The sequence below is a fragment of the Plantactinospora sp. CNZ321 genome (assembly GCF_004217235.1).
Window position 1 is genome coordinate 4,111,511 of sequence record NZ_SHKQ01000001.1, and the last position, 21,628, is coordinate 4,133,138.

Sequence of the window (21,628 nt, forward strand, 5' to 3'; positions counted from 1 at the left end):
TTTAACTAGTCAAAGGTCTAGCCGTGAATCCCTTTCGGGTCCTACCGTCACGCTATGAACCTGGAGCTGCGGCACCTCAAGGTGGTCTGCGCGATCGCGGAGACGGGCAGCGTGACCAAGGCGGCCTCGACCCTGGGCCTGGCACAACCCGCGCTCACCGCACAGCTCCAGCGCATCGAGCGGACTCTCGGCGGCCCACTGTTCGAGCGGGACCGACGCGGCGCCCGACCGACCGCGCTGGGCGAACTGGTGCTGGCCCGGGCCCGGGTGCTGCTGCCCGCGATGAAGGGTCTGCAGGACGAGGCGGCCCGGCTGGCCGGTACCGGCACCACGATGACCCGGTTCCGGCTCGGCGGGGTGAACAGCCCCATCCTCGGTGGACTGGTGCACCGGCTCGCCGCCGACCAGCCACACGCGCAGATCAGCACCCACGCCTCGTGGTCGGTGGACGAGCTGGCCCAGATGGTGCTCAGCGGCAGGCTCGACTTCGTACTCTCCGGGGTCTGCGGTGACGCCGTCCCGTCGGCGGCGTTCGGGCTGACCTGGCGGGCCGTGGCGGTGGACGCGGTCTTCGTACTGCTGCCGGAGGCGCATCCGCTGGCCGCGACCGACGAGGTGCACCTGGCGGCGCTCGCCGGGGAACGCTGGGCGGCGGCACCCGGCGACGGCTGCTTCGCCGACTGCTTCGTGGCGGCCTGCGCCCGGGCCGGCTTCACCCCGGCGAAGATCTACGAGACCGACATCCGCAGCTGCATCGACCTGGTCGAGGCGGGCGAGGCGGTCGCGCTCGCCCAGGCCACCTTCCGGCCGGTCTCCGGGCTGGTCACCCGCCCGCTGGCGCACACGCCACTGCGTTGGCGGCTGCTGCTCGGCTGGCACCCGGACGCCCCGGCGGCCGGCGTCGCCGACCGGGTACTCGGGCACGCCATCGCCGCCTACACCGCCTCGCTGTCCCGGAACCCGAACTACCTCGCCTGGCTGGCCCGCAACCCGAGCTTCGGACCGCAGAACCTGGCCGCCGCCTGACCGCCCCACCGGCCCGGGGCGGTCAGCCGACGGCGACCCGCCGGGCGAGCCGCCACCAGATCGCGAGCTGGCCGACCGCCAGGACCACCGCGAACGGCAGCAGCGTCCATACCCCGACCCCCTGGGCGATGGCACCGGCCAGCCAGGGGAAGACGGCCCCACCGATCACGGACACCCCGTTCAGCACGCCCATCGCGGTCGGCACCAGACGGCTGGCCGTCAGCCGGGGCACCATCGCCATCGCGGTCGGGAAGAGCGGCCCGAGGAAGAACCCGAGCAGCACCAGGGCGACGCTGGCCACCGCCGCGACCGGCACCGCCCAGGCGAGCACCGCGCTGACCACCACCCCGACCAGGCAGCCGGCGCTGGTGACGACCGGGGTCAGGCCGGCCCGGCCGGCCAACGGGCTGATCAGGAAGCGCCCGGCGGTCAGGCCCAGCCAGTAGCCGCTGACCGCGTAGCCGGCGAGTACCTCCGACTGGCCGTAGCCGCCGACCAGCAGGCTGAAACCCCAGTTGCCGACGCTGATCTCCAGTCCGACGTAGACGGCGAGGAACACCGCCGCCAACACCACCGCCGGCTGCCGCAGCGCCGCGACCAGCAGTCCTCCGTTGCCGGGCCGGCCGGCCACACCGGCGTCGCGCGGCGGGCCGTCGGCCGGTGGCGTGCCGTCGGCGGCCGGCGGGACATCGTCCGCGCCGCGCCCGCGCGGGTACGCCAGCAGGAAGCCGACGAGCAGCGGCAGGGCGGCCAGACCGAGTACCAGCCACACCGCCGGCCACGGCAGCGCGCGGAGCATCCAGGCGGCGAGCACGGGAGCCAGCAGCGCCCCCACGCCGAAGAACGCGTGCAGGCGGTTCAACAGCGTCGTCGCCCCGGCCAGCTCGCTGAGGTGGGCGTTGAGCACCGACTCCAGTACCCCGATGCCGTAGCCGGCCACCACCTGCACGGCGAGAAACGCCACGAACGGCGGCCGGAGTCCCGTGTAGAGGGCGGCGAGCGCGAAGGCACCGGCGCCGACCGCCAGCGCGACCCGGGTGCCGAGGCGGTCGATCAGGCCGCCGGTGGTGATCCCGGCCAGCAGGAAACCGGCGGAGAAGGTGAAGAAGGTGATCCCGATGGTGGCCTTGTCCACCCCGTAGTCGGCGATCTGGGCCGGCAGCAGCACGCCGCCGACCCCGGCGCTCAGGCCGACCAGGACGAACGCGGCATAGGCCAGCAGGACCACCGGCCGCCGGGCGGCGCGGATGACGGGCAACGGGACTCCTCGGCGACGGGTGGCGGTGGCGATCGACGGGGCGACCGGGCGCCAAGATTACGAGACGGGGTCGCCGCGCGGAAGATCTGCTCGCCCGCTCGCCCGTGGCCGGCGGTATGAGTAAGGCGGGATATACCTCTGTCGATTGCCTCCGGTTACCTTAACCATGCCCTGCCCGACCCAGAACCGCAGGTCGCGGCGACCGTCGACATCGCCACGGCCGGCGGGGCTGACCCCCGGTCCGGCGGGGCATCGGCCACCGTGCGCCGTCCGGTTCCGGGCCGGACGGCGCACGGGCCGACCCGCGTTCGTCGCGGCTCGGCCGAGAGCGACCCGCATCCGTCGCGGGATGCGTGTCAGCGGGAGCCCGGCGGCAGGCGCGGGTCAGCTACCTCGATCCGACCGGTGCGAACCGGCCGGAAGCGGGTACCGGTACCGGTATGACCGACATGATGCCGCCCGAGGACGACCGGGAGACGGTACGCCGGGTCGCCGCCGCGCACACCGCCGCCTCCCGCGACGTCGAGGCCTTCCTGCGCCGGGTACCGGCGCTGCCGAATCCGGAGGACGTCGCGGAGTACGCGGCGTTGCTGGCCCGGGAGGAGGCGCTGCGCACCGAACGGACCGACGCGGCCGACGCGGCCGGGTTGAACGTCCCGACCATCGGCGGCGCCTGACCCACCCACCCCGCGGACCGGAGACGGCGGGTACGCGCCGACGGCCGGAGCCGTGACGCGCTCGTCGGTCACCCCGCTCAGCGTTCGATCAGCGGATCGTGCCCCAGGTCGAGCAGGGCCCGGCGCCACTGCTCGTCGGTCACGCCGCCGGGCGGCCGGGTGTCGATCAGGTCCTGGATCTCGGCGACCGTCTCCCGCATCAGTTGGATGTCGTCGCCGGTCAGGTCGACCTTCCGCTTGCCGAGGATGGCGAGGATCCGCCGGCCGGGCTCCGGCAGCCCGAGATCCGGGTCGGCGCCGAACGCCTCCTCGCCGGAGCCCTGGGTCAGCAGCCAGCTCCGGAGCTGCTCGGAGGTGACGTTGACGCAGCTGTGGAAGTCCTGCCACAGCTGCTCCACCTCTGGCTCCACCCGTTGCTGTCGGGCCATCACCCCTCCTCCTCGGTCGGCGGCGACGCGGGTCGGGCCGGCTCCTCCCCGGTACCGTCGCGGCCCTGCGGTGGCCGGGGACGCGCCGGACCTGTGGCGGCCGGTGGCCGCAGCACGGCGTCGGTCTTCGCGCTCTTCTCGCGGTTCTCCTCGGGCTGGCTCACGCCGTTCTTCCTCTCCTCCCGACCCTCACCGGGCCGTCGGCTCATCGGCCATGCGTGGCGGTGGCCGGGCTGCGCCCGGGCCGCTTCTCCGCCGACACGTCGAAGGTCAGCTCGCCGTCCCTGGCCCCCACCGTGACCCGCTGCCTCGGTTCCACCGTCCCGTCCAGCAGCATCCGGGAGAGCCGGTTGTCAATCTCCCGCTGGATCGTCCGGCGCAGCGGCCGGGCGCCGAACTGCGGCTCGTAGCCGCGCTCGGCGATCCAGTCCACCCCCTCGGTGGTGAAGTCGACCTCGATGTCCTGGGCGTGCAGCCGGCGGCGGGTCTCGTTCAGCAGCAGCTCGGTGATCTGCCGGAGCTGTTCGGTCTCCAGCCGGCGGAAGATGATCACCTCGTCGACCCGGTTCAGGAACTCGGGGCGGAACTGCTCCTGCAACCGGCGCATCAGCCGGTCCCGCAGCTCGGTGTTCTCCTCCTCGGCGGAGTCCCCGGCGCCGCCCCCGAAGCCGAAGCTGCGCTGGGTACCGGTGATCAGCTCGGAGCCGAGATTGCTGGTCATGATCAGTACGCTGTTCCGGAAGTTCACCGTCCGCCCCTGGCTGTCGGTGAGCCGCCCGTCGTCGAGCACCTGCAACAGGATGTTGAAGACGTCCGGGTGCGCCTTCTCGATCTCGTCGAGCAGCACCACCGCGTAGGGCCGGCGCCGGACCGCCTCGGTGAGCTGCCCCGCCTCCTCGTACCCCACGTAGCCGGGCGGGGCACCGACCAGCCGGCTCACCGTGTGCCGCTCCTGGAACTCGCTCATGTCCAGCCGGATCATCCGGTCCTGCTCGCCGAAGAGTGCCTCGGCCAGCGCCCGGGCCAGCTCGGTCTTGCCCACCCCGGTCGGGCCGAGGAAGAGGAAACTGCCCATCGGCCGGTCCGGGTCGGCCAGTCCGGTACGGGACCGCCGCACCGCCTCGGCGACCGCGCTGACCGCGTCGTCCTGGCCGACCACCCGCTCGTGCAGGTGTCCCTCCAGGCGCAGCAGCCGGTCCCGCTCCTCCTCGGTGAGCTGGCTGACCGGGATCCCGGTGGCCCGGGAGACCACCTCGGCGATCTCCTGCGTCCCCACCTCGGGGACCGCCGGCTGGTCGCCGTTGCCGTTCGCCACGTCCAGCCGCTCGCGTACCTCGTGCAACCGGTCGCGCAGCTCGGAGGCGCGCTCGTACTGCTCGTCGGCGACCGCCTGGTCCTTCTCCCGGAGCACCTCCTCCAGTTCCCGCTCCAGTTCCCGTACGTCGCCGGCGGGTGTCCGGGTGCGCAGCCGTACCCGGGCACCGGCCTGGTCGATCAGGTCGATCGCCTTGTCCGGCAGGAACCGGTCCGTGACGTACCGGTCGGAGAGTTCGGCGGCGGCGACCAGCGCCTCGTCGGTGAACCGGACCTGGTGGTGCGCCTCGTAGCGGTCCCGCAGCCCGCGCAGGATGGCGACGGTGTCGTCCACCGTGGGCTCCGGTACCAGCACCGGCTGGAACCGCCGGGCCAGCGCGGCGTCCTTCTCGATGTTGCGGCGGTACTCGTTCAGCGTGGTGGCGCCCAGCACCCGCATGTCGCCGCGGGCCAGCGCCGGCTTGAGCATGTTGCTGGCGTCCATCCCGCCCTCGGCGCCGGCACCGCCCGCGCCGACCAGGGTGTGCAGCTCGTCGAGGAAGATGATCAGTTCGTCGCCGTGTGCCCGGATCTCGTCGATCAGCTTCTTCAGCCGCTCCTCGAAGTCACCCCGGTAGCGGGTGCCGGCGACCAGTCGGGCCAGGTCGAGCTGGACGACCCGCTTGCCGATCAGCGTCTGCGGCACGTCCCCGTCGGCGATCCGCTCGGCAAGCCCCTCGACGATCGCGGTCTTGCCCACCCCGGCCTCGCCGATCAGCACCGGGTTGTTCTTGGTACGCCGGGACAGGATCTCCACCGTCTGTTCGATCTCGTCCGACCGGCCGATCACCGGGTCGATCTCGTCGGCCCGGGCCAGGTCGGTGAGGTCCTGGCCGTACTGGTCGAGGGTGGGGGTGCCGCGGTCGGGCTTGCCGCCGCCGTTGCCGCCACCGCTGGCGCTGGCCGCCTGCAACGACTGCGGCTGGATCCGGCCGGCGGCCAGCATTCGGCCGGCCGGCGACTCCGGGTTCAGCGGCAGGGCCATCAGGATGTGCTCGGGCCCGATGTACGAGGCGCCCATCGCCCGGGAGAGTTGGTGCGCGTCGAGCAGTGCCCGCTTCGCCGCCGGGGTGAGCGACATGTTCGACGGTACCTGGCCGTGCTTGGCCGGGCGTTCGATCCGCTGCTCGCCGCCGAGCGCGCCGAGCAGCGCCTCCGGGTCGGCGCCGGCCCGGCCGATCAGGTCACGCAGGGGTTCCCGTTGCAGGGCCGCCCAGAGCAGGTGGTCGGTGTCCAGGTCACTGCTGTTCGCCTGTGCCGCCCGGCGCGCCGCGTCCGCCAGCATCTCCCGGGCGTCCGCGGTCATCAGCCTGGTGATGTCCACCCGCTGCCCCTGCCGGCGGCTTTCTCCCCGGCCGAAGTACCGGGCGAGGAACTCGTCCCACGGATCCGGGCCGAAGTCGCCGGGTCCCTGCGTCATCTCATGTCCCCCTCACGGGCGCGGGCACTGGCGTTGTCTGGCCTACCCGGCGGAAGGCCCGACAAACGCGGCGTAAGCACCTGCCGCACCCCTAGGCGACCCGGGTGGCAGGCTGGACGGATGGCAACCGAACCGCTCGTCGTCGTGGACGCCGCCAACGTGGTCGGATCCCGGCCGGACGGCTGGTGGCGGGACCGGGCCGGGGCCACCGCACGGCTACGGGACCGGCTCGCGCCGGTCGACCGGCGGGGCCTGCCCGGACTCGCCCCGCCGGTCGCGGTGGTGCTGGTGGTGGAGGGCGCTGCCCGCCGGGTGGCGCCGGTCGAGGGGGTCCGGGTCGTCGCGGCGCCCGGCTCCGGCGACGACGCCATCGTCGACCTGGTCGCGGCGGAGGGCATCGGCCGGAGCTGCGTGGTGGTCACCGCCGACCGGGCGCTGCGGGACCGCGTCACCGCGCTCGGTGCCGAGGTACGCGGACCACGCTGGCTCAGCGCAGACACTGACGCGCCGCACCACCAGTCAACTGTCGGAGATCCGACTGAGTAGTCGTCCGGTGACGCAAAGTGGGAGGAAGGCCGGCGTACGGCCGCCGCCGACCGGACCAGCGGGGAACGGACAGCCGGGCAGCAAATGCGCAGGGCGCCGCAGAGCGCCGGTCGGGATAAGCTCTAATTAGAGCCCTCCCCGCCCCCAGGAGGTTTCGTCGTGGCGAGTGTCGCCGAGCTGAAAGCGGCCATCGATGCCGCACTGCAGCAGATCGGCGACGGCCAGGCCGCGGTGCAGGCCGCCAGCGACAAGCTCGCCGAGGCGCAGCAGACCCTGGCCGGAGCGCTGGAGGGCAGTGGACACTCCACTGTCGACGCCGCACAGGCGTCGCTCTCCCAGGCCGCCCAGGAGTTGGAGGAGTGCCTCGCGGCGACGCTCGCCGCCGTCGAACATGCCCAACTCTACGTCTCGACGCTGTAGAGCAGCGGATGTCCATCATCGAGGAGCTCGGCGCGCAGGTCCGGGCCGCCGCCGACGAGCTGCCGGTCGAGCTGGTGATCAAGGCACTCGACCACCTGAAACTCGCCTCCGAGCGGCTGCGTTGGGTCCGCCAGGAGTCGGCCGACCCGATGGGCGTACCGGAACTGTCGGCGGCCACCGAGCACCTGGAGACGGCCGGGCACGCGCTGCGGCTCGCCCAGGACCAGGTCGCGACGTACCTGGCCGCGATCGGGCTGGGCCGGGACGGACCACCCGCCGCCGGCGCGCAGCGACCGGCCGCCCGCCCCGGCGCCCGGGGCCCGACCGACTCGTCCGGGCCGGTCCGGCGGGCCGCTCCCGCCGCCACCGGCGGCTGGTGGTCGGTTCGGGTGGCCGAGCTGTTCGACCGGCCGGACACCCCGGCACCGGAGCCGGACCGCGAGATCACCGACGCCGAGGAGCTGCTCCGCCGGGTGACCAGCGGGGTCCGCTCCGGCGACCGGACCCGGTTGCACACCGAACTGCGCGCGGTGGAGGTGAACGTCGGGCTGGGACTCGCCTCGGTCGCCCCGCCGATGCTGCGGGACCTCGCCACCGAGCTGCTCGGCCACCCGCCCCGGGCCGCGGACCTGCCGCGACTGCGCCGCGAGGTAACCGGGCAGGTGCGGGATCTGGTGCCCAACCTGCCGCCGGGGGTAATCGACACGCTGCTCAGTCGGGTCTGCCGGATGCCGCCGCCGAAGGAGCCGGTCGAGCAGCCACATCCGGCCGATCCGGCGGTCGCCGCAGGGGTCCTCACCGGACTGCTGATGCGCCGGCTCGGCCTCGACCAGCGCCCCGTCACCGCTCGCGCACCCCGGGACACCCATGCCTGACCTACGGACCCAGCTCGTCGACCGGGTCCGCACCATGCTGTCGCACGCCCTGGGTGCGTCCCGGGCCCGGCTCACGGCGGCGCGGACCGAACTCGGCAGCGCGCAGGACCGGCTGCGCCGGGTGCGGGAGGCGGCCGCCCGGGTCCCCGCCCGGGTCGGCGCGGAACGGGACCGCCGGGTGACCGAGCTCTCCGACCGGTACGGGGCGGAGATCAGCCGCCTCGCCTCCCGGGCCGCCGGGGCCGCCGGCCGGGAGGCGCCCGGTGCCGCGGGTACGGAGTGGACGGTCTGGCGCCCCACCCCGGTGGTCCGGGGCGAGGTGCCGGGACCGCTGCGGATCGGCACCGTCCGGCTGCCCGGCAGCGTCGCCGTACCCGCGCTGGTGCCGCTGCTCGACGCCGGCCACGTACACCTGTCCGGGGCCGACCGGGGCGGCTGCGACGCGGTGGTCGCCGCACTGCTGCTGCGGGCCCTGGGCCGGGCCGATCCGGGCGCGCTCCGGCTGGTCGGCTACGACCCGGAGCATCTCGGCGGCGGCCTGGCCGGCTTCGCCCCGCTCTCCACCGCCGGCCTGCTGACCTTCGTCGGCCCGGGCGGCCTGGCCCGGCTCCTCGACGACCTCGTCGACCAGATCCGTCGGATCAACGAGACGGTGCTGGCCGGCGAGTACGCCTCGCTGCGCGAACTCGCCGCGGCCACCGGCCGCCGTCCCGAGCCGTGGCGGATCGCGGTGCTGCTCGGCGGCGACGAACTGTCCCGGCACGAGCGGGGCCAGCTCGACCGGGTGGCCCGGACCGGCGCCGCCTGCGGCGTGCACCTGGTGGTACGCGGCATCGAGCTGCCCGACGAGCCGGACGTGCACCGGGTGGTGGCCGACGGTGGTAGCGCCCGGCTGGACGGCAGCCCCGACCTGCCGGTACGCCTCGACCCGTCACCGCCGGCCGCCCTGGTCACCGAGACCTGCCGGGAGGTGGCGACCCGGGTCAACGCCGGCCCACCGCCGACGCCCTTCACCGACCTGCTCCCGCCGGCCGACCAGATGTGGCGGGAGGACTCGGCCGCCGGTCTGGTCGCGCCGATCGGGGACGGTCCGCACGGCCGGCCGGTGACGCTGACCCTGGGTGACTACCCTCCGCACGCGCTGATCGGCGGCCCGTCCGGCACCGGCAAGACCAACCTGATCTTCGCCTGGATCGGCTCGCTCGCCGCCCGGTACTCCCCCACCGAGCTGGAGTTCTATCTGCTCGACTTCAAGGAGGGGGTGTCGTTCGCCCGGTTCGCGCAGGGCCGCCGCGACCCGAGCTGGCTGCCGCACATGCGGCTGGTCGGGATCAACGTCAACACCGACCGGGAGTTCGGGCTGGCCCTGCTGCGGTTCCTCGCCGAGGAGCTGCGTCGCCGGGCCGACGCGGCCAAGCGGCACGAGGTGACCAAGCTGGCCGAGCTGCGCGCGGTGGACCCGACCGGCCGCTGGCCGAGGATCGTGGCGGTGGTCGACGAGTTCCAGATGCTGCTCGCCGGCCGGGACGCGGTCGCCCGGGAGGCGGCCGACCTGCTGGAGGACCTGGCCCGGCGGGGCCGCTCCCAGGGCATCCACCTGGTGCTGGCCTCGCAGGACGTCCGGGGCATCGAGGCGCTGTGGGGCCGGCCGGCGCTGGTCGCCCAGTTCACCCTGCGGATCGCGCTGCCCAAGGCTCTGCGCATCCTGGCCGAGCGCAACGACGCCGCGCAGATCCTGCCCCGGCACCACGCGATCGTCAACGCCGAGTCGGGGATGTCCGAGGGCAACCAGGTGGCCCGGATCCCGGCGGCCAGCGACTGGGGTACCTGGAGCGACCTGCAGCACCGGCTGTGGCGGATGCGGCCACCGGACGCGGCGCCGGCCCGGCTCTTCGACGGCGACGCGATTCCCCGGCTGGAGGAGGCACCCGACTTCGTCGCGTTACGCCCACCGGGCGAGCCGGCCCCGGTCGGCGGACTGCCGGACCGCGCCGGACGGACGACCACGGGCGGGCCGTCGGCGGCCGGCGGTGCGATCTGGCCGGCCGGGATAGCGCCGCAGCGGGTCTCGGTGCCGAACGGCGGCACCCCGGCCCAGGTCGGCGCCGACCGGACCGGCGGCACCGACCGGACCGGTGCGGGGGCTCGTGGTCCGGTGGCGCTGCTCGGCGAGATCATCGACGTTCAGGCGCGTTCGGCCGGAATGCGGCTGCCCCGGGCACCGGGCCGGAACCTGGCCGTACTCGGCACCGGCGTGGACGAGGCCTGCGCGGTGCTGGACGCAGCGGCCCGGTCGCTGCGTCGGCAGCACCTGCCCGGCACCGCCCGGTTCTCCATCGCCTGCCTGGACCCGGACGCCGACACCGCCGCCCGGTCGCTCTACGAGGCGCTCGGCGCCGACGCCGCCTGGTACTCCGAGGACGACATCGGCGAGCTTATGGCCGAGACCGCGGACGGGCTGGGATCCGGCGGCGCGCCGGGCGAGCCGCACTACCTGCTGCTCTACGCCGTCGACGCGGCAGCCGGCCAGCTCGGCAACACGATCGGGAGGCGATCCGGGCTGGAGCACCTGCGGCACGTGCTGCACAACGGGCCGGAGCGGCGCACCCACACCCTCGCCTGGTGGCGGGGGGTGGCCCGGATGCGGGCGGACCTCGGCGGCCCGGCGTCGCGTACCGACCAGATCGGCGCCTGGGTCGCGCTCGACGTGCAGGGCGGGGAGCTGACCTCGGCGCTCTATCCCGGGGCCGGCGGCGGCCCGGACTGGTACCCCCGGCCGTGGCGCGGGCTCTTCTTCGACCGCTCGGTGCACCGGACCGGTCAAGTGATCATCCCCTATGGACCATCCCGATGAGCGGCGACCTGGAACCGGAGACCAGCTACGCGCAGGCGATCCGGCGGCTCGCCGAGCTGACCGGCCGCGCCGAGGCGGAACGCGCCGAGGCGAACGCCTGGTACGAGCGCCAGTGCGCCGCCGCCGACCGAGCGGTACACGACGCGGCGCAGGCGGTACGCCGGGCCGAGGCCGAGGTGACGGCCGCCCAGCAGGAGGTGGACCGTACCGAGGCCGAGTCGATCCACCTGTGGAGCATCCTGCGCGGGCAGTTCGGTACGGCCGACCGGCGGGTAGGCGAGCCGCCGGTGCCGCGCAACGGGGTCGGCGCACCGGTCGACGTCGAGGCGCTGCTCGACGGGGTCCGCGAGCTGCTGGACCGGGCCCGGAAGCCGGGTGAACTGCCGCCGGGGGCCCGGCCACTGCTGGCGTTCTTCGGGGTGCTCGGCGCCGCCGCCGCGTACGCCCTCGGGCTGGTCGCCCGGGCCGTCGGCGACCGGTACGGCGGGGACCTGGCGGTGGCCATGCCGGTGCTCGGGCTGCTGGTGACGCTGCTCGGCCCGGTCGTCGGGCTCGCGCCGGCCCGGGCACTCGCCGACCGGCGGCACGCCGGCCTGGACGTACGCTCCGCACTCGTGGTCGTGGTCGCCGGCCTGCTCACCACCGGCGCCCTCTTCGCCCTTCTCCGCTGAAGGGTCAGGAAGGCCCCCCGCACATACAGAAAGCGGTATGCGGGGCCCCTTCCTACCCGGGTACCGCGACCGCCTCCCGGAGCAGCCGCCGGGCCAGCACGATCCGGTCGGCGTCGCCGTCGAGCCCGGGAAGGTCGCCGACCCGGTGCACCCGGCCGGCGAGGAACGCCCGGAGCGCCGGCTCGCACTGGGCCGGAAAGGTCACCGTGCGGTCGAAGAGCGACAGCGCCACCCGATCCGGGCCGTCGCCGTCCTCGGCCTGCTGGGCGGCGGTCAACCGCCAGCGCAGCCCGTCCCGGGGCACCAGCCGGGTTTCGGCGTCCAGCGCGGTGATCGCCGCCGCCTGGGCGAGGGGCCGGATCGGCGCCGGCCTGGCCGCCGGCCAGGCCCGGGCCCGCAGCCGGGCGGCGACCGCGGCCGGGTCCGCCCGCGGCAGCCAGTCCCGCAGCGCCTCGACGGTCTCGGTCAGCTCCGGTCCGATCTCGTCGGCCTCGGCCACGTCCATCCCGAACGGCAGCGTGGCGCGCAGTCGCGGATCCTCGGCCGCCAACTCCAGCAGCGCCTCCACCAGGGCGTACCGGGTGAACGCCCGGACGCCGACGGTCAGGTGCAGGCTGCTCTCGTCCTGCGCCCGGGCGCTGTGCAGCCAGCCCCGGGGCAGGTAGAGCGCGTCGCCCGGACCCAGCACCACATCCAGCACCGGTGGGCCGTCCGCGACCGCCGCCACCTCGTCGGCCCGGCCGCCCCACGGCTGCCGCTCCAGCGGGTCGGGCAGCACCGGCTCGTGCACCTGCCAGTGCTTGTGCCCGTCGACCTGGAGCACGAAGACGTCGTGCGTGTCGTAGTGGGTGGCGAAGCCCTGGTTTCCCGGCGGCGTCAGATAGGCGTTCACCTGGAGCGGCTGGCCGAGCTGCCGGCTCAGCTCGCGGGTGAAGTCGATCAACGGCGGCCAGGTCCGGTGCAGTCCCTGGAGCACCAGGGTCGCCCCGTCGGCGTAGAGCGCGAGGACCCGCTCGTCGAGCACCTGGTCGGCGATCTCGGCCCCCGCGCCACCGCCGCCGGTGTACTGCCCGGCCGGCAGCACCTGACCGTCCCGGGCCACCCGCAGAAACGGGGTACGCAGTCCGCGCCGGCTGAGCAGTTCGTCGGCGTCGACCGGACTGAGCAGGTCGCGGAAGCCGTCCGGGCTGTCGAGTTCGGCGGCCCGGGACAGCAGCGCGGTCCGCCCCCAGTAGGCGGTGGCGAAGGTCGCCGGTTCGACCGCCACGCAGCGGGTCAGGGCCGATCGGCCGACCGGGCCGGTCCTGGGCGACCGGGCCGGGTGACCGTCGCCGCCCGTCCCGGTCGCCGGATCCGTCACGGCGGCGACCGACGCCACCGGTTCGGGCATCGGGTTCGACCGCTCGGTCGGCGGTGGAGCCTGCCGGTGACCGTCGGCTTCGAGGGCGGGACGGCGGACGACCGCCGGCGGCGCCACCGCCGAGGCATCCGGCCGGTACTCCGCCGCGACCGTGCCGGTCGAGCCGTCGTCTTCGGTCATCGCCGGTACCGCAGCGCTAGCGGGCGGCGCTGTCGGCGCCGCCGTCCTGCTGCCCCGGAGTCGCGCCCGCGTCGGCCGGACCCTCGGCAGCACCGTCGGCACCACCATCGTGCTGCCCCGGGGTCGCGCCGCCGTCGGCCGGGCCCTCGGCGGCACCGTCGGCACCACCGTCGTGCTGCCCCGGGGTGGCTCCGGCGTCGGCCGGACCCTCGGCAGCACCGTCGGCACCACCGTCCTGGCCGAGCGGGTTGGCCCCGCCGTCGGCCGGACCCTCCCCACCGCCGCCGCCCGCGGTCCGGATGTCGTCGTCGTCGAGTCTCATCAGGTGCTCCCTCGGGTCAGCGCCCTGCCGGGCGGCCGGGCGTCACTTCGCGGGTGGTGGTACCCCGCCCCCGATCACCTCTAACCCGGCAAACCGGTCCGCTCGCGTGCGGGAGTGACTCGGCACCCAGCCGACCGCTGTCGGTCAGCCGGTACGGCAGGCGGCGCGGCCGGGGGCAAACCGCTTGCCGGGCCGGCCATGTGGCGCCCGTCCGACTGCGCCCCGGCAGACCGTCCCTACGGCGCCCCGGCAGGCCACTCCGGCGGCTACCGGAAATCTCCCGGAAGTTCGCGCCGGGCCTCGCACGCGCCCGGCGGGGTCACTTCCGGGCGTACGGAGCCGAACTGTCCCGGACCACCAGGTCGGTGGAGAGTTCGACCCGGGGCGTGTCGAGCGGCTCGCCGCCGGCCAGCCGGAGCACCGTCCGGGCGGCCAGCAGCCCCATCTCGGCCAGCGGCTGCCGCACGGTGGTGAGCGGAGGCGAGGCCCAGCGCGCCTCCGGCAGATCGTCGAAGCCGACCACGCTCACGTCGTCGGGCACCCGCAGACCGCGTCGCCGGACCGCCTCGTACGCCCCGAATGCCATCTGGTCGCTTGAGGCGAAGATCGCCGTCGGCGGCTCGTCGAGGTCGAGCAGCGCGGCGCCGCCGGAGTAGCCCGACTCGTGGTAGAAGTCGCCGGGCACGATCAGCTCGTCGCACAGCGGAATGCCGGCGGCGTCCAGGGCGGCCCGGTAGCCGTCGAGCCGGGCCCGGCTGCACAGCAGTCGCGGCGGGCCGGCGATGAAGCCGATCCGGCGGTGGCCGAGCGAGAGCAGGTGCTCGGTGGCGCGCAGCCCACCGGCCCAGTTGGTCGCGCCGATCGTCGGAATGTCCAGGTGGGGCACTCCGGCCGGGTCGACCAGCACCATCGGCACGTTCAGCCGGCGCAGCTCGGCGTGCACCGGCGGGGCGAGGTCGCTGGCGACCAGGATCACTCCGTCGGTGGCCCGGGTACGCAAATTCTGCAACCACTGCCGGGTCGAGGCCGACCGGCGGTGGATCGCCGAGACCACCGTGCCGACCCCGGAGGCGTGTGCCACGTCCTCCACCCCTCGGATGATCTCGACGGCCCAGGGGCTGTCCAGGTCGTTGAAGATGAGGTCGATCAGGCTCGCCCCGGCCCGCGGTCTGGTGGCCCGTCGGCGGTAGCCGTGCCGGCGGAGGAGTTCCTCCACCCGTTCCCGGGTCTGCGGCGCCACATCGTTGCGTCCGTTGAGTACCCGGGAGACCGTCGGCACCGACACGCCCGCCTCCTGGGCGATGGCGGTGATCGTGATCCTGCGTCCTTCGTCGACCGTCACGAGGCAGCTCCTTCGTTGAGGCTCCAGCCTACGACCGAAACACTTTCGAGGATGCACCGGCGTCGGTCGCGCGCACTCCCAGTATTTTGCCCCAGAATCCGGGGTTGACTGACCGTCCGGTGGGCCATAACGTTCCGACCGAGTTACGGAACAATTCCGGAAAGTTTACGCCGGAGAGGATCGTCCATGCCCCCGTTCCACGCAACCACGATCCCCCGGGGCCGGGCAACCGGTGAACCGGCCGTGATCGACTCCTGATGACGGTCCCCGGCGACCCGGTCATCCCCGGCTTCCATCCGGACCCGAGCGTCTGCCGGGTCGGCGACGACTACTACCTTGCCTGCTCCAGCTTCGAGTACTTCCCTGGGGTACCGATCTTCCACAGCCGGGACCTGGTGAGCTGGACCCAGCTCGGCAACGTCCTCGACCGGCCCAGCCAGCTCGTACTGCCGCCCGGCACACCCTCCTCCGGCGGGGTCTACGCGCCCACCCTGCGGCACCACGACGGCCGGTTCTGGCTGATCACCTCGAACATCCCGCACGGCGGCACCCTGCTGGTCACCGCCGAGGACCCGGCCGGCCGCTGGTCGGATCCGGTGCACCTGCCCGACGTCCTCGGCATCGACCCCGACCTGGCATGGGACGACGACGGCACCTGCTGGTGCACCGTCGCCGGCATCGACCAACTCCGGATCGACCCGGTCCGGGGCACGGCACGCGGCCGGCCGAAGCGGATCTGGTCCGGCACCCCGGGCGCGCAGGCCCCGGAGGCGCCGCACCTCTACCAGATCGACGGCACCTGGTACCTGCTGATCGCCGAGGGCGGCACCGAGCGCGGCCACGGCATCTCGGTGGCCCGGGCCCCGGCCCCGGACGGTCCGTTCGAGCCGTGCCCGGCCAACCCGATCCTCAGCCACCGCAGCACCGACCATCCGGTGCAGAACACCGGGCACGGCGACCTGGTGCAGGCCTCGGACGGCTCGTGGTGGCTGGTCTTCCTCGGGGTACGGGCCCGGGGCGGCACGCCCGGCTGGCACGTACTCGGCCGGGAGACCTTCCTCGCCCCGATCACCTGGTCCGACGGCTGGCCGGTGGTCGGACCGATCGACGCGATGCCGCGTACCCAGGCCTCGTCCACGGCGCACCTGGGCACCGTACCGGCGCGGGACGACTTCGACACCACGGAACTGCACCCGCAGTGGATCTCGGTACGGGCCCGGCCGCCGGAGGACGTCTCGCTGATCGAGCGGCCCGGCTGGCTGACCCTGCGGGCCCGGGGCGGCTCGCTCGACGAGCCGACGGTGACCTTCGTCGGCCGTCGGCAGGAGCAGCACGACGTCCGGATACGCGCCCTGGTCGATCCCGGCGTCGGCCGGGGCGGCCTGGCGGTACGCCTCGACGAGGCCCACCACTACGCGGTCGAGTTGGGCGGCGGCGAGATCTGGGTACGGGCCCGGATCGGGCCGCTGTGCCAACGGATCGCAGCCCGCCCGATCACCGGCCCGGTGGTGCTGCGGGTCGAGACCTGGGCCTCCGGGCCGGGCATGGACCATCCCCGGCAGGAGCCGGACGTGGTGCGGCTCGGCTACGAGGCACCGGACGGCGAGTTCGTGGTCCTCGCCGAGCTCGACGGACGGTACCTCTCCACCGAGGTCGCCGGTGGCTTCACCGGGCGGGTGATCGGCTGCTACGCGACCGCCGACGCCATCGGAGTCGACTGGTACGACTACCGGGTCCTGGCCTCGCTGGACCGGGCCGAGGTGATCGACGACCTGGTCGACGCATGAGTCGCCCCGATCGGGCAGCGCGAGCGCCCGTACCGGGATGGTGGCAGGCCGACCCCGGCGGCGCGTTCAGCGGGCGAAGGTGCCGACCATGTTGCCGCTGGCCAGTTCCAGCCTCCGGACCGCGCCGTGCACGTCCGGCGCCTGCGGTGCGTCGGGCAGCTCCAGCGGCCGGTTCACCGCGTAGAGCCGGAAGAAGTACCGGTGCGGCTCGTCGTCGACCGGCGGATGGGGCCCGCCCCACCCCGTCGTGCCGAAGCCGTTCGTCCAGGCCCGGCCGCCCGGCGGGATCCCGCCCTCGTCGACACCGCCGGAGGTCGCCTCGATCCCGGTCACCAGCCAGTGCAGAAACGGCGTACGCCCGGCGTCCCGGTCCTCGACCAGCAGGACCAGTTCGGTCGCCTCGTCCGGCACGTCGGACCACTCCAGTGGTGGCGAGACGTTGCCGCCGTCCCGGGAGAACCGGTCCGGTAGCCGGTCGTGGTCGTTGAAGGCGCGGCTGCGCAGCAGAATCCCGGCCATGGCGTCGCGCTCCTCCCGGGTTCGGAAACCTGTCCGGGCGCCACCGGTCGACGGTGCCGGTGACGCCGCCCGTCGTTCTCTCGGCGTACCCGGGTTGGACGGGGCGAAACAGCCGGCCGTCGGCCAGCGGCAGCGGACGGCCGGGCTGGCCCTGTTCGACCGCCGGCCGCCGGGTGTGCTCAGCCGCGTCGCCTGCCACACCGGCGGGCGAGCTGCCGCCCCAGGCCGCGACGCTTGCCAGCGGCCCGACCGAGGAGGTCGTCGAGGAACAGGGTGAGGCCGGCGCCGACCAGCCAGCTGTCCTTGGCGATCGGCACACCCTGCTGGGTCGGGCGGGGGCTGCCCGGCTCGTGCATGCCAGGCGTCGCCCAGTACAGCCGCATCAGGCCGCCGCCGAAGCCGAGCAGGCCCAGCCCGACCAGCGCGGACGGGATCACCGGGATCAGCAGGGCGGCGCCGAGCGCCACCTCGGTGCCGGCCAGCAGCCGGGCGAACTGCCCGGGTGGGATCCGCTTGATCGGCGGGATCGCCCCGGCCGCCATCCCGTGCATGCCCGCCGCCTCCTCCCCCTCGAGATTCCACTTGGCCAGGCCCGAGTTCAGGACGAACGCGCCGATCGCGGCGCGCAACGGAAGATGGGACACGTTCATCGGTCGCTCCGCTCTGCCGGTACCGCTGTCTCGGCCCGCCTACCCGGATGGGCCCGGCCGCACACCGCGACATCGGCGACGGGTGGCGCAGCCGGCTCGCGCGGCCCGGGTCAGCCGGAGAGCTCCCGTTCCAGCGGGGTACGAATTGTGGTGATCCGGGCCGCGCCGAGCCGTCCGGTCAGCTCCGCCACCGCCGCCCTGCTGCCCGGTCAGGGTTGCCCGAACGAGCCGATGACGATCTCGCTGGCCGGCTCGTACCTGCTGATCATCGCCCCGTTGGACGAGACCGTGCTCTGCACCAACTTCAGGCCGGCCGGGACGGTGCCGTCGGCGAAGAGCCTCTTGCCCGAGCCGAGCACGACCGGGAAGACCAGCAGGCGGAACTCGTCGATCAGGCCGTGCCGCAGCAGTGTCTGGATCAGGTTGCCGCTGCCGTGCACCTGCAACTCGGGTCCGTCCTGCTGCTTGAGCGCCGCCACGCCCTCGGCAACGTCACCCTCGATCAGCACGGACTTCTCCCAGCCCAGCGCGGGGCGCCCCCGGGAGGCGACGTACTTGGTGGCCCGGTTGAGCGGCTCGGCGCCTTGCTCCTGCGACGCGTGCGGCCAGTACGAGGCGAAGATGTCGTAGGTCCTGCGCCCGAGCACCAGGTCGAACGGCTTGCCCATCAGGTCGCCCATGGCCTCGGCCACCTGGTCGTCCCAGTAGTTGACCATCCAGCCTCCGTGGGCGAACCCGTTGTCGCTGTCTTCCTCGGGGCCGCCCGGAGCCTGCATGACCCCGTCGAGGGTGAGGAACGTACTCACGACCAAGTTCCGCATATCGGTGTCCTCTCGATCAGGTCCTCCGCGCCGTGCGGCGGGACCGTCGTTGTCGTCGCGCTCGCTTCTGCCAGAAACTTTCGCACCGACAACTTAAATTGTCAAGACTGATTGTCTTGTCGGTCTACGGTCCGCTTCGCCGCAGCCGGAGGGATGAGAGGGGTAGGCGTACGGTGTCGACCCGAAATGCGCCTGGCGGGCACCACCGTCGGTGGTGCCCGCCAGGCGGGGTGACTGGCGTCACTTGAGCCAGGGCTGGCGCCGCACGATCGGCAGCCTCGCCCAGATCCGGCCGAGGCCCCAGGTGTCGCCGGCGCCGACCAGGGCCAGACCTGCCAGCAGCGCGGCGTTGACCAGGTGCTCGTCCAGGAACGGGTTGTTCGGGGGAGGCAGGACGACGGTCCACATCAGCACGTACAGCAGCCCCCCGGCGACGGCGGCGACCCGCAGGCCGATCCCGGCCAGCAGGGCGACACCGATGCCGAGCAGGCCGACCATGAACAGGACGTCGGCCCAGGCGGCGCCGGCGATGTCGTGGTACAGGCCCTGGAAGGGGCCCTCCGCACCGAACGCCAGGAAGCCCTTGGTCGGGCTGCCGCCGTTGATCCAGGCGTCCTTGCTCTCGGTCGCGTAGCCGAAGCCGAAGGTCTTGTCGAGGAAGGCCCACAGGAAGGTCCAGCCCAGGGCGAGCCGGATACCGGCGAAAACGTACCGCGCGGCCCGCTGGGCGCCGGTCTCCGCACCCACCGGGTCGGCCGCCGCGGCGGTCTGGCGGGCGACGGGCTGGTTGCTGGTCGCCGTCATCGTCGTCACGTCCTCTCGTTTCGTCCGCGCTGTCCCTCGCGGCTACCTCTATTCGACAGCGGCGGCCACCCTGCCGGACAGGGCCGCCGGACCGGTCGTTCCCGGGACCTTGTACCCGTTTCCAGGGGCCGTCCGGTTTCCGTCCTGCGGGCCAGGCTGGTCTTCCCGCCCGGGCCGGTCCTTCCGGGCCGGTGCCGTCGCCGGCTCCACCCGGTGGGCCGCCCGCCGACCGATCCACAGCACCATCTGCGGCCGCCCGTACCGGCCGAGTGCCAGGCGGAGTTGCTCCCGTGCCGCCGGGACGACGATCGCCTGCGCCTGCAGGCGGGTGGTCAGACCGGCCGACGCGGCGGTCACCAGGACGCGCTGCAACGCCTGCCCGGCCCGCAACTGGTCGCCGGGAGTGTCCAGCGGGCTGCCCAGCACGGCGACCATCGGCTCACCCGGCTCGGCCCCGGACGCGTGGGCCGGCGCGGACGGGACGGGCCTGCCGGTCGCCGGGCTCCCCCGGTCAGCGCCCGGTCCGGCCCGGTTCCCCGGCTCCCCGGACGGCGGCGCTCCGGCACGCCAGCGGACCGCGTCCGCCGCGTCCGCCGCGTCCGCCCGGCCACGCTCCAGTACCCGCCGGGCACCCGCCTCGATCTCGGTGAAGGCGGCCACGGCGGGATACCCGACGATCAACTCCAGCCATCCGTGCTCCAGCTGGGCGGCGTCGATCAGCCGGCGACGGACCTCCGACGGCACCGGCGCCGGGACGACCGGTCCGGCATCGTGGTAGCCGTGCGACAGCGCCGCGAACAGCTCCCGCTCGGCGGGGCCGGGTGCCTGCGCCGGACCGGGATGCAGCCGCGCCAGCAGCTCCGGCTCGTCGCGGTACGGACGCAGCCGGACGAGCGCGGGGCGGCCGCTGACCGCCAGCGCCAGCCGTACGTTGAACAGCCCGGCGCCGCCGCCGATCCGGGCGGCCCACCCGGCGTGCTCACCCGCCGGATCGCCGTCCGGGGTGACCAGCACGTCGATCGCACCGTCGCGCAGCCGTAGCCACGGCCGGCTCCGTTCCGCGGCGGGTGCCTGGGCCGCGGCGGCGACCGCCCGGCCCAGGTCGGTCCGTGAATAGCCCGTCGGACTCATCCGCTTCCTCCTCGCCATCCCGGCCGGCTCGACGTCCCCGCCCGTCTCCGGCACCCGATCGCGGCAACGGCGGCGGTCCGCTCGTCCCGCCTCAGTCGGCGTACTCGATCACGTCGGCCGGCTCCAGCCGGAGCACCGGCGGCAACGGATCTGGGTCGGCGGCGAAGCCGAGCCGGACCACCACGTATGGCTCACCGATCTCGGCGAGCAGGTTCCGCATCAGCCACCGGGGCCACTCCAGCTCGACCGGGTCGCTCAGCGGTGCGGTGGCGAGACCCTCCGCCACGGCGGCCAGCAACAGGGCGGAGAGTGCCTCACCACCGGTGAGCAGGTCACCGGGGGTGTCACCCGGGCCGAACACGATCGCGTAGGTGGCACCCCGGTCCGTGCCCTCGCCCACCTCCAGGCCGGGCGTGCCGCCGAGCGCGTGTTCCCGGATCGGCACCCGCCGCGGACCCGGGCGGACCGCCGAGGCGGCCGGTACGCCGTCCCGGCTCTCCGGTGGGCGGTTCGTCCAGCGTCGCAGCTCGGTCCGGTACGCGGGGTCCTCCAGCTCGGCCGCGGCCGTGTTGGCCGTCGCGACGGCCAGCATCGGCATCTGGTCGTCGCGGACCAGGTGCAGGAAGGCGCCCTCGGCCTCGACCACCCCGCGGAACCGGCGCAGGGTCGACTCGGCGACGGGCTGCTCACCGAAGGCCCGCCGGTCGGTACGCCGCCGCCGACCCGCCTCGTGCTGCCGGAGCTGCTCCGGATCGGGCTCCAGCCGTCCGGTCACCGTGATCCGGGCCAGTACGTCCGGGTCGGCGTGGTGCGGAAACCGCGCGACGTCGGTGCGGTATCCGGCGACGGCGAGTGCCAACCGCGCGTGGTGCAGGGCCGCGCCGCAGCTGACCAACAGCAGTCGCCGGGTCGGGTCGATGCTGTGCACCTGCCGGGAGCGGTCCGCCCGCAACGTCAGTACGGCGCCGGGGCCGATCCGCCAGCGCCACGGCTGGGTGTTGAACACCGAGGGCGCCAACAGCGCGTACGTGGCGGCAACGCCGAACGCGGCGCGGACCTCGGCGGTGGAGACCGCCGATCCGTCGGTGGCCGTCGGCGCGGTGCTCCGATTGGGGATCATCGCACTTCCTCCTCGTTCGCTGCCTGCCCCACCACCGTGCGCCGCCGCCGGGCCGCGCCGGCAG

20 protein-coding genes and 1 pseudogene are annotated in these 21,628 nt (G+C 74.2%); 8 read left to right on the forward strand and 13 right to left on the reverse strand.

Translation table 11 applies throughout. The features are described from left to right. The first annotated feature begins 54 nt into the window (after positions 1-54). Positions 55-1,026 (forward strand): LysR substrate-binding domain-containing protein, encoded by a 972-nt coding sequence (locus EV371_RS18055; protein ID WP_130463081.1) that lies wholly within the window; start codon positions 55-57, stop codon positions 1,024-1,026. Between the two features lie 22 nt (positions 1,027-1,048). On the opposite strand, the gene EV371_RS18060 is transcribed toward EV371_RS18055, so the two are convergent. Next, a complete protein-coding gene (locus EV371_RS18060; protein WP_486484680.1) occupies positions 1,049-2,284 on the reverse strand; it encodes an MFS transporter in 1,236 nt (411 codons plus the stop codon). A gap of 440 nt (positions 2,285-2,724) precedes the next feature. On the opposite strand from EV371_RS18060, the gene EV371_RS18065 reads away from it, so the two are divergent. Beyond that, the gene (locus tag EV371_RS18065; protein WP_130463082.1) at positions 2,725-2,961 is read left to right on the forward strand and encodes a hypothetical protein; all 237 of its coding nucleotides are present in this window, start codon (positions 2,725-2,727) and stop codon (positions 2,959-2,961) included. A gap of 77 nt (positions 2,962-3,038) precedes the next feature. On the opposite strand, the gene EV371_RS18070 is transcribed toward EV371_RS18065, so the two are convergent. Genes EV371_RS18070 through EV371_RS18075 form a run of 3 tightly spaced genes read right to left on the reverse strand, consistent with a single transcriptional unit; the run spans position 3,039 to position 6,162 of the window. Beyond that, positions 3,039-3,389 carry a DUF3140 domain-containing protein gene (locus EV371_RS18070; protein WP_130463083.1) on the reverse strand — a complete coding sequence of 117 codons (351 nt, stop codon included), beginning with the start codon at positions 3,387-3,389 and terminating at the stop codon, positions 3,039-3,041. Continuing rightward, a complete protein-coding gene (locus EV371_RS33435) occupies positions 3,389-3,553 on the reverse strand; it encodes a hypothetical protein (RefSeq protein WP_165436724.1) in 165 nt (54 codons plus the stop codon). The genes EV371_RS18070 and EV371_RS33435 overlap by 1 nt, the downstream gene beginning before the upstream one ends. Positions 3,554-3,594: 41 nt before the next feature. Continuing rightward, the gene (locus tag EV371_RS18075; RefSeq protein WP_130463084.1) at positions 3,595-6,162 is read right to left on the reverse strand and encodes an ATP-dependent Clp protease ATP-binding subunit; all 2,568 of its coding nucleotides are present in this window, start codon (positions 6,160-6,162) and stop codon (positions 3,595-3,597) included. A gap of 120 nt (positions 6,163-6,282) precedes the next feature. On the opposite strand from EV371_RS18075, the gene EV371_RS18080 reads away from it, so the two are divergent. The 5 genes and pseudogenes from EV371_RS18080 to EV371_RS18105 all read left to right on the forward strand — a co-directional run bounded on the left by EV371_RS18080 (position 6,283) and on the right by EV371_RS18105 (position 11,528). Further along, entirely contained in the window at positions 6,283-6,708 is a 426-nt protein-coding gene (locus EV371_RS18080; RefSeq protein WP_130463085.1) for a PIN domain-containing protein, read from the forward strand. 159 nt (positions 6,709-6,867) lie between these two features. Continuing rightward, complete coding sequence (locus tag EV371_RS18085; protein WP_107259179.1) at positions 6,868-7,128, forward strand: hypothetical protein; 261 nt, start codon at positions 6,868-6,870, stop codon at positions 7,126-7,128. A gap of 8 nt (positions 7,129-7,136) precedes the next feature. After that, positions 7,137-8,003 carry a hypothetical protein gene (locus EV371_RS18090; protein WP_130463086.1) on the forward strand — a complete coding sequence of 289 codons (867 nt, stop codon included), beginning with the start codon at positions 7,137-7,139 and terminating at the stop codon, positions 8,001-8,003. Beyond that, positions 7,996-10,383 (forward strand): annotated as a pseudogene (locus tag EV371_RS18095) (FtsK/SpoIIIE domain-containing protein); the annotation flags it as partial. The gene EV371_RS18090 and the pseudogene EV371_RS18095, both read left to right, overlap by 8 nt. 470 nt (positions 10,384-10,853) lie before the next feature. Further along, on the forward strand, positions 10,854-11,528 hold the full coding sequence (locus EV371_RS18105; protein WP_130463087.1) for a hypothetical protein: 675 nt from the start codon (positions 10,854-10,856) through the stop codon (positions 11,526-11,528). Positions 11,529-11,580: 52 nt separating this feature from the next. On the opposite strand, the gene EV371_RS18110 is transcribed toward EV371_RS18105, so the two are convergent. From EV371_RS18110 to EV371_RS18120, 3 genes are all read right to left on the reverse strand, one after another. Next, positions 11,581-12,918 (reverse strand): JmjC domain-containing protein, encoded by a 1,338-nt coding sequence (locus EV371_RS18110; RefSeq protein ID WP_130466018.1) that lies wholly within the window; start codon positions 12,916-12,918, stop codon positions 11,581-11,583. A 166-nt stretch (positions 12,919-13,084) separates the two neighbouring features. Next, on the reverse strand, positions 13,085-13,390 hold the full coding sequence (locus EV371_RS18115) for a hypothetical protein (RefSeq protein WP_130463088.1): 306 nt from the start codon (positions 13,388-13,390) through the stop codon (positions 13,085-13,087). 319 nt (positions 13,391-13,709) lie between these two features. Then, positions 13,710-14,732 carry a substrate-binding domain-containing protein gene (locus EV371_RS18120; protein WP_130463089.1) on the reverse strand — a complete coding sequence of 341 codons (1,023 nt, stop codon included), beginning with the start codon at positions 14,730-14,732 and terminating at the stop codon, positions 13,710-13,712. 257 nt (positions 14,733-14,989) lie between these two features. On the opposite strand from EV371_RS18120, the gene EV371_RS18125 reads away from it, so the two are divergent. Further along, positions 14,990-16,519, forward strand: coding sequence for a glycoside hydrolase family 43 protein (locus EV371_RS18125; protein WP_130463090.1), 1,530 nt, complete (start codon positions 14,990-14,992; stop codon positions 16,517-16,519). A 66-nt stretch (positions 16,520-16,585) separates the two neighbouring features. Here EV371_RS18125 and EV371_RS18130 read toward each other — a convergent pair whose 3' ends face one another. The 6 genes from EV371_RS18130 to EV371_RS18155 form a co-directional block, all read right to left on the reverse strand. Beyond that, positions 16,586-17,038: a YbhB/YbcL family Raf kinase inhibitor-like protein gene (locus EV371_RS18130; RefSeq protein ID WP_130463091.1), complete on the reverse strand. Its 453-nt coding sequence runs from the start codon at positions 17,036-17,038 to the stop codon at positions 16,586-16,588. Between the two features lie 179 nt (positions 17,039-17,217). Next, positions 17,218-17,688, reverse strand: a complete 471-nt coding sequence (locus EV371_RS18135) for a DoxX family membrane protein (protein ID WP_130463092.1) — start codon at positions 17,686-17,688, stop codon at positions 17,218-17,220. 209 nt (positions 17,689-17,897) lie between these two features. Further along, positions 17,898-18,494, reverse strand: a complete 597-nt coding sequence (locus EV371_RS18140) for a dihydrofolate reductase family protein (RefSeq protein WP_207230526.1) — start codon at positions 18,492-18,494, stop codon at positions 17,898-17,900. A 255-nt stretch (positions 18,495-18,749) separates the two neighbouring features. Beyond that, positions 18,750-19,322, reverse strand: coding sequence for a hypothetical protein (locus tag EV371_RS18145; RefSeq protein WP_349339341.1), 573 nt, complete (start codon positions 19,320-19,322; stop codon positions 18,750-18,752). A gap of 39 nt (positions 19,323-19,361) precedes the next feature. Then, positions 19,362-20,444 carry a nitroreductase family protein gene (locus EV371_RS18150; protein WP_130463094.1) on the reverse strand — a complete coding sequence of 361 codons (1,083 nt, stop codon included), beginning with the start codon at positions 20,442-20,444 and terminating at the stop codon, positions 19,362-19,364. 91 nt (positions 20,445-20,535) lie between these two features. Next, complete coding sequence (locus EV371_RS18155) at positions 20,536-21,564, reverse strand: nitroreductase family protein (RefSeq protein WP_486484681.1); 1,029 nt, start codon at positions 21,562-21,564, stop codon at positions 20,536-20,538. Positions 21,565-21,628: the final 64 nt, after the last annotated feature.